Origin of the sequence: Stenotrophomonas tumulicola (assembly GCF_014117215.1) — a bacterium.
GTDB lineage: Bacteria > Pseudomonadota > Gammaproteobacteria > Xanthomonadales > Xanthomonadaceae > Stenotrophomonas > Stenotrophomonas tumulicola.
On sequence record NZ_JACGXS010000001.1, the window covers coordinates 1,243,087 to 1,255,900 of the forward strand.

Consider the following 12,814-nt stretch of genomic DNA (forward strand, 5'->3'; position numbering starts at 1 on the left):
TGCCGCAGCATTCGGTGGATCAGGCGGGTTGTGCGCCGAGTACGCGCTGGCGGGTGCGGCGGGTGCCGATCTGCGCGGCCATCACCTTCTCGTCCAGCTTGCCTTCCCACTTGGCGATCACCAGTACCGCGATCGCATTGCCGATCAGGTTCACGAAGGTCAGGCCTTCGGCCAGGATGCGATGGATGCCCAGGATCAGCGCGATGCTGGCCACCGGGATGGTGCCGGTGGTGCCCAGCGTGGCGGCCAGCACCACGAACGCCGCACCGGCCACGCCCGCCGCGCCCTTGGAGGTGAGCAGCAGCACCGCGATCAGTCCCAACTGGTGCCACACGGTCAGCTCGGTGTTGGTCGCCTGGGCCAGGAACAGCGCCACGGTGGTCAGGTACAGGCAGGTGCCGTCCAGGTTGAAGGAGTAACCGGCGGGGATCACGAAGCCGACCACGCCCTCTTCGCAACCGAGCTTCTTCATCTTCTCGATCAGCCGCGGCAGCACCGTCTCGGTCGACGTGGTAGCCGCCACGATGATGATCTCATCGCGCAGGTAGCCCATCAGGCGCCACAGGCTGGCACCGGTCCACCAGCACACCGCGCCGAGCACGAACACCGTGAACGCCGCACAGACCACGAAGAACTCGATGATCAGTTCGCCCAGCGACAGCAGCGAGCCGGCGCCGAACTGGCCGACGGTGAAGGCAATGGCACCGAAGGCACCGATCGGCGCGAAGTACATGACGTAGCCGATGATCTTGAACAGCACGCCGGATGCGCTCTCGATGACATTCATCACCGGCTTGCCGCGCTCGCCCACTGCCGCCAGCGCCACGCCGAACAGCACCGCGACGAACAGCACCTGCAGCACATGCGCCTCGGTGAACGCGCTGACCAGCGTGTTGGGAATGATCGCCATGATGTAGGACACGATCGACTGGTCGTGCGCGGTATGCACGTAGCCCTGGATGCTGGCCATGTCGATGGTGGCCGGGTCGATGTTCATGCCGGCACCGGGCTGCCACAGGTCAACGGCGACCAGCCCGACGATCAGCGCCAGGATGGTGATGACCTCGAAGTAGATGATCGACTTCAGCGCCAGCCGTCCGACGCTGCGCATGTCGCTCATCCCGGCGATGCCATGCACCACGGTGACGAAGATGATCGGCCCGATCATCATCCGGATCATCTTGATGAAAGCGTCACCAAAGGGCTTCATCGCCGAGCCGATATCCGGTGCCAACCAACCCAGCAGCACGCCGATCACGGTGCCGGCCAACACCTGGAACCACAACTGGCCGAACAGGCCGAAGCGGCTGGGCCGCTTCACTTCAACGGTCATACAAACCCTCCCAGGTCATGAGAATAGACAGGCGCCGCCTGTTCAGTCGAACAGCGCGCCATCGAACAGTTTTCGCGCGGTGCGCAGCACCGCAGCCCGGGAAACCTTCCCGTCGGTATCCACGTCGATCACGCAACCGGTGGCCCCGCTGGGGTGTTCCACCTGCATGTTCTTCACCGCACCGTCCGGCAGCACCGCCAAGGCATGTGCCGGCGAATCCGGCAGCAGGCACGCAGTTGCCACGGTCACCGCACCCAGTACGCCGATCGAGGCGTGGCAACGGTGTGGAATGAACGAGCGCACGCTGATCGCCCCGCCAGCACCCGGCGCGGCCACCAGCATCATCTTTGGCACCGACTGCACCGCCACGTCGCCGAGCCGCATCAAGGGGCCGGCCAGCAGGCGGATCCGCTCCAGCCGCGCCTTCAGCGCCGTATCGGCATCCAGCGTGGCACGATCCTCGTGGCCGCTGATGCCCAGGTCCTGCGCACGCAGCACCACGCAGGGCATGCCGTTGTCGATCAGGGTGGCCTGCACGCCATCGATGGTGTCCACCACGTTGCCGGTGGGCAGCAACGCGCCACAGCTGGAACCGGCGATATCGGCGAATGCCAGTGGTACCGGTGCCGCGGTACCGGGCACGCCATCGATGCGCGCATCGCCATCGTAGGTCACCTGGCCGCCCGGCGTCCGCACGCTGGCGATCGCCACCTTGCCGGTGTTGGCCATGAAGATGCGCACTTCCGTCTGCTCGCCATCGGCATCCACCAGCCCGCGTTCGATCGCGAACGGACCGACGCCGGCCAGCATGTTGCCGCAGTTCTGCGCATCGCTGACCACCGCCTGGTCGACCGCCACCTGCAGGAACAGGTAGTCCACGTCCGCGTCTTCGCGCGCCGAGCGGGACACCACTGCGACCTTCGAGGTCAGCGGGTCAGCGCCGCCCATGCCGTCGATCTGGCGCATGTCGGGCGAGCCATAGGCGCGCAGCAGGAAGGCATCGCGCGCGTCCGCGTCGGCCGGCAGGTCCGCGGCGAGGAAGAACCCGCCCTTGGACGTGCCACCGCGCATCCACATCGCGCGTACGCCCTCACTCATAGCGCAGCCCCTTTGCCGCCAGGCGCTCGCGCATGGCATAGATGTCCAGGCCCAGCTCGCCGTTGGCCAGCCGCACGCGCTTGTCGGCTTCGCGGGCCTCGCGCGCCTGCGATTCGGCCATCACCCGTGCGGCATCGGCACGCGGCACGATGCAGATGCCATCGTCGTCGGCCACCACGATGTCGCCCGGGTGCACCAGCGCACCGCCGCATACCAGCGGCACGTTCACCGAGCCCAGCGTTTCCTTCACCGTGCCCTGCGCATGGATCGCCCGGCTCCATACCGGGAACCCCATCGCCGTGAGGTCGCGCACGTCGCGCACCCCGGCATCGATCACCAGCCCGCGGCCGCCATGTGCCTGCGCCGACGTCGCCAGCAGGTCGCCGAAGTAGCCATCGGTGCAGTCGCTGGTCGGCGCCACCACCAGCACGTCGCCCTCGCGCAGCTGCTCGATGGCCACGTGCATCATCCAGTTGTCGCCTGGCGGCACCGAAACCGTCACCGCGCTGCCGGCAATGCGCGCGCCCGGGTAGATCGGACGCAGGCGCGGATGCAGCAGGCCGCTGCGGCCCTGCGCCTCATGCACGGTGGCCACGCCGGCCTCGGCCAGTGCCTGGATCAGCGCCGGCTCGGCGCGTTCGAATCGGGTAACGACGCGGGACATCCATCCATCCTTCGTTGGGGATGGCGCAGTCTGTTCCGTGGCACAGAACCCCTCAAGATCGTTTTCTGTCCGTGCCATTCAATCTGGTTATAGTCATGTCATGGACCTGCTTGCCGAACTGAACCTGAAACACCTGCACGCGCTGGTCGCGGTGCATGAACATGGCGGCATCAGTGCAGCCGCCCCGCGCATCAACCTGTCCCAGCCCGCACTGACCCAGGCCATCGCACGGCTGGAGCGGCAGCTGGACACCCTGCTGTTCGATCGCCAGCCCGGCGGCATGGCACCCACCGAGGCAACCGGCCTGCTGGTGCCGCGCATCCAGCGCGCCCTCGGCTACCTGTCGCGCGGCGTGCGGCTGGCCCGTCGTGCCGGGCGCCTGCCCGCGCTGCCGTCGCTGGAGCGTCGGCTCACGCTCAGCCAGCTGCGCGCGCTGATCGCCGTGGACAGCGCAGGCAGTTACACCCTGGCGGCTGCACGCGTCGGACTTTCGCAGCCGGCCATGCACCGCGCGGTGCGCGAACTGGAATCGATCATCGAGGTGCCGCTGCTGCAGCGACGCGGCAAGACCCTGCAACCCACCGCCGCAGCCACCCGCCTGCTGCGGCTGGTTCGCCTTGCACTGTCCGAGCTGGCTGCAGGGCTGGATGAGCTGGCCACGATGCGCCACCAGCAGGGCGGCCGGCTCGCCATCGGCGTGATGCCATTGGCGCGCGCGCTGCTGTTGCCGCAGGCACTGGCCCGCTTCGCACAGGCCTGGCCCGGCGCCACCGTCAACGTGGTGGAAGGCCCTTTCGCCGAAGTGCTGGCCGACCTGCGCGCCGGCAGCCTGGACCTGCTGGTGGGTGCCATGCGCGACCTGAGCGCGGTACCGGACGTAGTCCAGGAAGGCCTGTTCGACGACGACCCGGTGATCGTCGGCCGTGTCGGGCATCCACTGGGCGGTGGCAGCAGCGGCGCGTTGAAGTTCGAACGGCTGCTGGATTACCCGTGGGTGATCCCGGCCACCGGCGCACCGGTGCGCGCGCGATGGGAACGCATGTTCCTGGACCGCGGCCACGAACCGCCGACGCTGCGCATCGAATGCGGATCGCTGGTGATCACCCGCGGCCTGCTGCTGGAAGGTGACTGGCTGACGCTGATGTCGCGCGACCAGTTCCTGATCGAACGCCGCGCCGGGCTGCTGACCGAACTCGGCCTGGCCGGCCCCGCGCTACGCCGCCGCATCGGCCTGACCAGCCGCGCGGACTGGCACCCCACCCGGCCGCAACAGGCCTTCGTGCAGACCTTCCGCGACGTCTGCGCCGAACGCAGCAGCGACGATCCCGGCGCGTGGCCATTCCGCTACCCCTCCCCGGACCATCCCCGCACAACGGCATGACCCCGGCATAACCCCGCTCCCGTAGCGCCGAGCCATGCTCGGCGGCCCTTCGTCGCCACGCCGAAACCCCTCCAGCGGGGCATGGCCCCGCTCTACAGAACCGTGCCGGCAAAACGACATGACCCCGGTCCCCTGTAGCGCCGAGCCATGCTCGGCGGCCCTTCGTCGCCACGCCGGAATCCCTCCAGCGGGGCATGGCCCCGCTCTACAGAACCGTGCCGGCAAAACGACATGACCCCGGTCCCCTGTAGCGCCGAGCCATGCTCGGCGGCCCTTCGTCGCCACGCCGGAATCCCTCCAGCGGGGCATGGCCCCGCTCTACAGAACCGTGCCGGCAAAACGACATGACCCCGGCCCCTGTAGCGCCGAGCCATGCTCGGCGGCTCTTCGCCACCGCGCCGGAACCCCTCCAGCGGGGCATGGCCCCGCTCTACAGAACCGTGCCGGCAACCTGCAATAAACCCGGTAGAGCGGGGCCATGCCCCGCTGCCCTTCGTTGGGACCTCGCTGCACGGCCGCCGAGCATGGCTCGGCGCTACGGAATTTTCGTCTGGCATCGCGCGGCGCGGCGCAAGCAAAAACCCCCGGCTTGCGCCGGGGGTCCTTGTTTCAACACGTCAGCCGATCAGGCTCAGGCAGCGACGGTCTTCGCCGATTCCTGGTATTCCTCGATCTGGTCGAAGTTCATGTAGCGGTAGATCTCCGCACCGCTGGCGTCCAGCACGCCGACATCGGCCATGTACTCTTCCTTGGTCGGGATGCGGCCCAGGCGCGAGCAGATCGCCGCCAGTTCCGCCGAACCCAGGTACACGTTGGAGTTGCGGCCCAGGCGATTGGGGAAGTTACGGGTCGAGGTCGAGAACACCGTCGCCCCCTCGCGCACCTGTGCCTGGTTGCCCATGCACAGCGAGCAGCCCGGCATTTCCATGCGTGCACCGGCGCTGCCGAAGGTGCCGTAATGGCCTTCGCGGGTCAGCTCCGAAGCATCCATCTTGGTCGGCGGGGCCACCCACAGCTTGGTCGGAATGTCACGCTTGCCTTCCAGCAGCTTTGCAGCAGCACGGAAGTGGCCGATGTTGGTCATGCACGAACCGATGAACACTTCGTCGATCTTGGCACCGGCGACTTCGGACAGCGTCTTGACGTCATCCGGATCGTTCGGGCAGGCCAGGATCGGCTCGTGGATGTCGGCCAGGTCGATCTCGATGACCGCGGCATACTCGGCGTCCGCATCCGGTGCCAGCAGCTGCGGATCGGCCAACCAGGCTTCCATCTTCTCGATGCGACGCTGCAGCGAACGCGGATCCTGGTAACCCTCGGCAATCATCCACTTCAGCAGGGTGATGTTGCTGGTCAGGTATTCGATGATCGGCGCCTTGTCCAGGTGCACGCTGCAGCCTGCCGCCGAACGCTCGGCCGACGCATCGGACAGTTCGAACGCCTGCTCCACCTTCAGGTCCGGCAGGCCTTCGATTTCCAGGATGCGGCCGGAGAAGATGTTCTTCTTGCCAGCCTTGGCCACGGTCAGCAGGCCCTGCTTGATCGCATACAGCGGGATCGCGTTGACCAGGTCACGCAGGGTCACGCCCGGCTGCATCTTGCCCTTGAAGCGCACCAGCACCGATTCGGGCATGTCCAGCGGCATCACGCCGGTGGCGGCAGCGAAGGCCACCAGGCCCGAACCGGCCGGGAACGAAATGCCGACCGGGAAACGGGTGTGCGAATCGCCGCCGGTGCCGACGGTGTCGGGCAGCAGCATGCGGTTGAGCCAGCTGTGGATCACGCCGTCGCCCGGACGCAGCGAGATGCCGCCACGGGTGGAGATGAACTCCGGCAGGGTGTGGTGGGTCTTGACGTCCACCGGCTTCGGGTAGGCCGCGGTATGGCAGAACGACTGCATCACCAGGTCGGCCGAGAAGCCCAGGCAGGCCAGGTCCTTCAGCTCGTCACGGGTCATCGGGCCGGTAGTGTCCTGCGAGCCCACCGAGGTCATCTTCGGTTCGCAGTAGGTGCCCGGGCGCATGCCCTGCCCTTCCGGCAGGCCACAGGCGCGGCCAACCATTTTCTGCGCCAGCGAGAAACCCTTGCCGGTGTCGGCCGGCTGCACCGGCAGGCGGAACAGGTCGGTCACCGGCAGGCCCAGCGCTTCGCGCGCCTTGGCGGTCAGGCCACGGCCGACGATCAGCGGGATGCGGCCACCGGCACGCACCTCGTCGAACAGCACGTCCGACTTCACCTGGAACTCGGCGATCACTTCGCCGTTCTTCAGTGCCTTGCCGTCGTACGGGCGCAGCTCGATGACATCACCGTGCTGCATCTGCGACACGTCCAGTTCGATCGGCAGCGCACCGGCATCTTCCATGGTGTTGTAGAAGATCGGCGCGATCTTCGAACCCAGGCAGACGCCGCCGAAGCGCTTGTTCGGGATGAACGGGATATCTTCGCCGGTGAACCACAGCACGCTGTTGGTGGCCGACTTGCGCGAGGAACCGGTACCGACCACGTCGCCCACGTAGGCGACCAGGTGGCCCTTGTCCTTCAGCGACAGGATTTCCTGGATCGGGCCGCGCTTGCCGTCTTCTTCCGGCACGAAGGCTGCGTCGGGACGCTTGTTCTTCAGCATCGCCAGGGCGTGCATCGGAATGTCCGGGCGGGTGGTGGCGTCCGGTGCCGGCGACAGGTCGTCGGTGTTGGTTTCGCCCGGCACCTTGAACACGGTCAGGGTCATGCTCTGCGCGACTTCCGGACGGCTGGTGAACCATTCGGCATCGGCCCAGCTCTGCAGCACGGACTGGGCGTTGGCGTTGCCGGCCTTGGCCTTTTCCTGCACGTCGTGGAAGGCATCGAACACCAGCAGGGTGTTCTTCAGCGCGGCCGCGGCGATGCCACCGACGGCGGCGTCATCCAGCAGCTGCACCAGCGGGGCGACGTTGTAACCGCCGAGCATGGTGCCCAGCAGTTCGGTGGCGCGCTCGCGGCTGATCAGCGGGTTCTTCTCGCTGCCGAAGGCCAACGCGGCCAGGTACGAGGCCTTGACCTTGGCAGCGTCATCGACGCCTGCCGGCACGCGGTGGGTCAGCAGGTCGAGCAGGAACTCGGCTTCGCCAGCGGGCGGGTTCTTCAGCAGTTCGATGACATCGGCCGTCTGCTGCGCGGTCAGCGGCAGGGGCGGGATGCCAAGCGCAGCGCGCTCGGCGACGTGGTGGCGGTAGGCTTCCAACATGACAACTCCCGGGGAGTACGTGAAAAAAACGGGTGAATGAGCAGATGACAAAAACGTGGTTCAGGCCTGCGGCACGATCAGCTTCAGGCCTTTGAAATAGTCGCGATAGAACGCGTCGTTCCAGGTAATCAGGCCGTCGCACTGCAACAGGGCGTGGGCGCCGATCATGAAACCGTCCAGGCCGCGGCGGTCGTTGCCACGCTGGCGGTGGCGGCGCTGCATCTCGCCGGCACGCAATGCCGACTTGGCTTCCAGCGCGTTGAAATGGACGCCCATTTCCTCCAGCGCTTCCAGCACTTCGGCACCGCCGCGCAGGGCCGCGCACACTTCGGCCAGCGTCGCCCCGCAGACCACCACGCGGCCACCGACCAGGCTCTGCCGCAGGCAGGCCTCCACCGCATCGGCCTGTGGGCCGTTGCTGAGCAGTTCGATCAGGACCGGGGAATCGACGGCGATCATGGCGTGGTCAGTCCTCGTCACGGACGGCCTTCACGGCAGCGGCGGAAGAGTCGAAACCATCCAGCGCGAACTTGCCACGCGCACGGGAGATGGCATCGTCCACGCTCTTGCGCAGGATGATGCGGCCGCCTTCCAGCTCCACGGTGAGCTGGGTGCCCTTGGTCAGCCCAAGGGCATCACGAACTGCCTTCGGCAGGGTGATCTGTCCGCGTTCAGCAACGGTGGCTTCCATCGGTAGGCCCTCTTCGGTATGCACGAATTATACATACTTTGGCCGGCATACCGCCAGCAGCAGAAAAAGGGGACGGAGGGGATTAAGTCGTTTTCGGCCATTTCGTGGCCGAAAACGACTTAATCCCCTCCGTCCCCTTTTTGCTGTCAGAACACCAGTTGCAGGCGGGTGTTGAAGGTGGTGCCCTGGTCCGGGCCCACGTAGGCGCCGCTGCGGTTGTCGGTCTTCCAGCGCACGACGTCCAGCATCACCCGGCTGTAGTCGTTCAGGTACCAGTTGCCGCCCAGCGTCCAGGCGCGCCCGGTGCCGCCGGTCGGCAGTTCGGCGTAGTCCACGTCCTCGTAGCGTGCCTTCAGCTCGAAGGCGCCGTGGCCGCCGGCGGTCACCGGCTCGTCCACCTTCACCTTGCCCCAGGTGCCGGCCTTGGCCGAATAGGCTGGCCGCGCCCCGGCAACGAACCACCCTGCCCCGACCGACCATGCCTCGTGGTCCAGGTCGTAGCGTCCGCTGGCATCGATGCCGCGCAGGTTGCGCGTGCCCCATTCGCCACTGGTCCAGAACCGGCCGAAGTAGCCCGCCGCTTCCAGGCCCCAGGCGTTGCTGCGCTCGGCGCCCAGCAGCGTGCCCGGCGCGATCTTGATCTCATCGTTGTAATGGCCGCTGATCGCCGCGCTGCGCAGCACGCCGCTGGCACCGGCCGATATCTCCTCATGGAAGGCCCAGCCGGCCAGGTGCACGGTCGCGTCCTTGGTCAGCAGCGGGTTCCAGTGCACGCGCGTGGCCCAGGTCAGGCTGTCGTTGCTGCTGCCGCTGTTGTTCAGGTCGTTGCCGGCCACCGACACGCTGGCGTGCCAGCCTTTGCCATACACGCGTTCGGTCAGCCCGACGCCGAACAATCCGCGCTGCGGCAGCATCAACGTACCCACCACGTTGCGGTCCTGGAACGGCGTATTGGAGGTGCTGCTGGAACCGTCCAGCCCGCGATCATTCAGCCGGTTGCCGATGGTCAGGTCGGCCGGGCGCCCGAACAGGGAGTGGTCGACGGTGGCATACACCGACTTCCAGGCCACCTCGTTGTCGGCGAAGTCGCCCTCCACCGCCCAGCCCAGGATGCCGTAACGCCCTTCGGCGCCCAGCCGGACCGAACGGATCTCGGTGCCGGACAGGTTGCGCCCGGCATGGTCCGAGCCCGAGGTGCTGGACTGGTCGACGAACAGGCGGCCACGCGGGCGGAACGTGATATCGCCATCGGCGCTGCTGAACTCCGGCGCGCCCTTGGACCAGGACACCTTCGGCGCCTTCGACTGCGCCGCTTCAACTGCCGCGACGCGCTGCTCCAGCACCGGCGCCTGGACAGCGGGTGCCGCCGCCGGCGTCCCTCCTTCCACCGCGCGCAACCGCGCTTCCAACTGCTGGATCTGCAGCGCCTGCTGCTGCACCAGCGCACTGAGTTCAGCCTGGCCCAGGGGAGCCGGCGCGTTGGCCGGCGACGAAACCGCCTGGGCGCCGGCATGGCCGCTGGCCAACAGCAGGCCGAGCGCTACCGGCAGCGCTGCACGTGGCAGCACATGGAATGTATGCATGGGTTCTCTCCGGCCAGCCGGCCCCGTGGCCTGTTGCTGGCCTGTTGCGATGGTGCGGGGGAATTGACTCGGCAGCAGGCACCACCGGGACGAGGGCCGGTGGTGCCTGCTGGCCGCCGTCAGCTGGTGGCTGACTGCTGCGCGTTCGGACGCCAGGTGATGACGCGGTTCTCGACGATGTCCAGCATCGCGTCGATGACCAGCACGAAGGCAGCGAGGATGATGATGCCGGCGAACACGCCCACGGCGTTGAAGTTGCCTTCCGCCTGCGCGATCAGGTAGCCCAGGCCGGCCGATGCGCCGAGGTATTCGCCGATGATCGCGCCGACCACCGCAAAGCCCACCGACGTGCGCAGCGAGGACAGGATCCAGCTCGCCGCCGCCGGGAAGTACACGTGGCGCAGCAGGTCGCTGCGGCCTGCACCAAGGATGCGGGCGTTGGCCAGTACCACCGGATTCACTTCACGCACGCCCTGCATGGCGTTGAAGAAGGTGGTGAAGAACACCAGCGTCACCGCCAGCGCCACCTTCGACCACAGGCCCAGCCCAAGCCACAGCACGAAGATCGGGGCCAGCACCACGCGCGGGATGGCATTGAAACCCTTGATGAAGGGATCCAGGATGCGTGCCGAACGCCGGCTCAGGCCCAGCCACACGCCGCCAGCTACGCCGAGCGCGGTACCGATCAGGTAGCCCAGCGCGGTTTCGGTCAGGGTGATGTAGACGTGCTGGTAGAACGAGGTGTCGGCCAGCCAGGTGTACATCTGCCTGCCGATGTCCAGCGGTGCGGGGAAGAAGAACGGGTCGACCCAGCCCAGCGTGACACCGAACTGCCAACCGCCGAACACGCCGACGACAAGGGCGATCTGGATGAAACGGTCAATCCTGGCGTGCATAGCTCTTCTCCACTTCACCGCGCAGGCAGGCCCAGATATCGCGGTACAGGTCAGTGAAACGTTGGTCCAGCTTGATTTCGGCAACGTTGCGCGGACGCTCCAGGTCCACGTCGAAGCTGCGCACCACGCGGCTGGCCGGCCCGGAGGACAGCACCACCACGCGGTCGCCCAGCGCGATGGCTTCTTCCAGGTCATGGGTGATCAGGATCACCGAGCGGCGATCCTCCTGCCACAGGCGCAGCAGTTCGTTCTGCATCAGGTGGCGGGTATGGATGTCCAGCGCCGAGAACGGCTCGTCCATCAGGATCACCTTGGGCTCCACGATCAGCGCCTGCGCCATCTGCACGCGCTTGCGCTGGCCGCCGGAAAGCTGGTGCGGATAGCGATGTTCGAAGCCGGTCAGGCCAACCTTGGCCAGCCAGGTGTTGACCTTCTGCCTGCGCTCGGCTTCGCCGACACCACGGAAGCGCAGCCCCAGCTCCACGTTCTGGTAGGCGGTCTTCCATGGCAGCAGGGCATCCTGCTGGAACAGGTAGCCGACCGATTCCTGCACGCCCTCGACCGGCTTGCCGTCGATGGCGATCTCGCCCGCGGTGGGCGCCAGCAGGCCGGCTACGGAGTTGAGCACGGTGCTCTTGCCGCAGCCGGTCGGCCCGACGATGGCGAGGAATTCCCCGTTGCCGACCTGGATGTCGACATCGCGGACGGCGGTGAAGTCGCCGAAGGACATGGTCATCCTGTTGATGCTGACCATGGTCTGCGCAGGCTCCATCTGCGGTGCGCCATTGAACTGGCGCACGGTGGCGTTGAGTGCCATGGGGAGTCTCCCTTGTGGGTTACGGTTGGGCCGGCGTCGAGGCGGCGCTGGCGCGCTCGACGAAGGTGTTGGTAAAGGTCCTGGACAGGTCGATGTCGGTGTTGGCGACGTCCTTGTTGAACTCGCGCAGTACCTTCAGCGGTGTTTCCAGGTCGGCCGGGGTGAAGTGGCCGTCGGTGGTGAAGATGGCGCGGGCATTTTCCACGGCGTGGGCGTAGGTCTTGCGGTCGCCGGACACATAGGCGTCAGGCAGCACCGCGACGATGTCTTCGGCGCTGTTGTCGGCAATGAAGCGCAGCGCCATCTGCTGCGCACGGGCGATCTTCTCGGCCGCTTCCGGACGCTTTTCCAGGAAGCTGCGGTTGGCATACATCACCGAGGTGGGATACAGGCCGCCGTATACCTGGCGTGCGCCTTCGTCACTGCGCGCATCGATGATGATCCGGCCGACCTTGCGTTCGGTGATCAGCGTGGCGGCCGGATCGTAGTTCACCAGCAGGTCGATCTTGCCCTGCTCCAGTGCCGCGACCGCGGCAGCACCCGACCCCACGCCGATCAGCGCGATGCTGTCCACCGGGATGTCGTGCTGGGCCAGGAAGTGGCGCACGAAGAAGTCCGACGACGAACCCGGCGCGGTGATGCCGACCTTCTGGCCCTTGATGGTTTCGGGCTTCGCCGGATCGAACGTACCGTCCTCGCGCCCCGCCAGCACCAGCCCGGAATTGCGTGACAGCAACACGAAACCGACCACGTCCTTGCGCTTTGCCTGCATCTGGATGGTGTGGTCGTAGAAACCCACGGCGACGTCCGTGGAATTGGCCACCAGCGCCTGCAACACCTTGGAACCGCCCTGGGCGAAGTTTTCGGTCTGCACCTTCAGGCCGACCTGGTCGAAGTAACCGTTGGCGTCGGCGATGAAGAAAGGCAGGTTGTTGAGGTTGTAGGAACCGACGCTGATGCGCACCGGCTCGTTGTCGGCCGCGCTGGCACCCTCGGCGCCTCCCTTGCCGCAGGCGGCCAGCGCCAGCGTTGCCGCGACCAGCGCGGTCTTGAAGATCTGCTTGTACATCCATCCCTCCCAGGATTGTGGGGCGTTGTTGCTGTAGTGGTGCCGGGACGGTGGCGCCT

General features: G+C 66.8%; 11 protein-coding genes. 1 reads left to right on the plus strand and 10 read right to left on the minus strand.

Annotated elements, in window-relative coordinates:
• Positions 1 to 19 precede the first annotated feature (19 nt).
• The 3 genes from dctA to H4O11_RS05535 are packed head-to-tail and all read right to left on the minus strand — an operon-like array spanning position 20 to position 3,095.
• On the minus strand, positions 20 to 1,333 hold the full coding sequence (gene dctA, locus H4O11_RS05525) for a C4-dicarboxylate transporter DctA (protein WP_182338335.1): 1,314 nt from the start codon (positions 1,331 to 1,333) through the stop codon (positions 20 to 22).
• Between the two features lie 42 nt (positions 1,334 to 1,375).
• Positions 1,376 to 2,431, minus strand: a complete 1,056-nt coding sequence (locus H4O11_RS05530) for a 4-oxalomesaconate tautomerase (RefSeq protein ID WP_182338336.1) — start codon at positions 2,429 to 2,431, stop codon at positions 1,376 to 1,378.
• Positions 2,424 to 3,095 (minus strand): 4-carboxy-4-hydroxy-2-oxoadipate aldolase/oxaloacetate decarboxylase, encoded by a 672-nt coding sequence (locus H4O11_RS05535; RefSeq protein ID WP_182338337.1) that lies wholly within the window; start codon positions 3,093 to 3,095, stop codon positions 2,424 to 2,426. Before H4O11_RS05535 ends, H4O11_RS05530 begins: the two co-directional genes overlap by 8 nt.
• Positions 3,096 to 3,195: 100 nt before the next feature.
• On the opposite strand from H4O11_RS05535, the gene H4O11_RS05540 reads away from it, so the two are divergent.
• The gene (locus H4O11_RS05540; RefSeq protein WP_182338338.1) at positions 3,196 to 4,476 is read left to right on the plus strand and encodes a LysR family transcriptional regulator; all 1,281 of its coding nucleotides are present in this window, start codon (positions 3,196 to 3,198) and stop codon (positions 4,474 to 4,476) included.
• 631 nt (positions 4,477 to 5,107) lie between these two features.
• Here H4O11_RS05540 and acnB read toward each other — a convergent pair.
• The 7 genes from acnB to H4O11_RS05575 all read right to left on the minus strand — a co-directional run bounded on the left by acnB (position 5,108) and on the right by H4O11_RS05575 (position 12,755).
• Positions 5,108 to 7,699, minus strand: a complete 2,592-nt coding sequence (gene acnB / locus H4O11_RS05545) for a bifunctional aconitate hydratase 2/2-methylisocitrate dehydratase (protein ID WP_182338339.1) — start codon at positions 7,697 to 7,699, stop codon at positions 5,108 to 5,110.
• Positions 7,700 to 7,759: 60 nt separating this feature from the next.
• A complete protein-coding gene (locus H4O11_RS05550; protein WP_182338340.1) occupies positions 7,760 to 8,158 on the minus strand; it encodes a type II toxin-antitoxin system VapC family toxin in 399 nt (132 codons plus the stop codon).
• Between the two features lie 7 nt (positions 8,159 to 8,165).
• Complete coding sequence (locus H4O11_RS05555) at positions 8,166 to 8,390, minus strand: AbrB/MazE/SpoVT family DNA-binding domain-containing protein (RefSeq protein WP_182338341.1); 225 nt, start codon at positions 8,388 to 8,390, stop codon at positions 8,166 to 8,168.
• A 146-nt stretch (positions 8,391 to 8,536) separates the two neighbouring features.
• Entirely contained in the window at positions 8,537 to 9,973 is a 1,437-nt protein-coding gene (locus tag H4O11_RS05560; protein ID WP_182338342.1) for an OprO/OprP family phosphate-selective porin, read from the minus strand.
• A 119-nt stretch (positions 9,974 to 10,092) separates the two neighbouring features.
• The gene (locus H4O11_RS05565; RefSeq protein ID WP_182338343.1) at positions 10,093 to 10,869 is read right to left on the minus strand and encodes an ABC transporter permease; all 777 of its coding nucleotides are present in this window, start codon (positions 10,867 to 10,869) and stop codon (positions 10,093 to 10,095) included.
• Positions 10,853 to 11,686: an ABC transporter ATP-binding protein gene (locus H4O11_RS05570; RefSeq protein ID WP_182338344.1), complete on the minus strand. Its 834-nt coding sequence runs from the start codon at positions 11,684 to 11,686 to the stop codon at positions 10,853 to 10,855. The genes H4O11_RS05565 and H4O11_RS05570 overlap by 17 nt, the downstream gene beginning before the upstream one ends.
• Positions 11,687 to 11,705: 19 nt before the next feature.
• On the minus strand, positions 11,706 to 12,755 hold the full coding sequence (locus H4O11_RS05575) for an ABC transporter substrate-binding protein (RefSeq protein ID WP_182338345.1): 1,050 nt from the start codon (positions 12,753 to 12,755) through the stop codon (positions 11,706 to 11,708).
• Positions 12,756 to 12,814 lie beyond the last annotated feature (59 nt).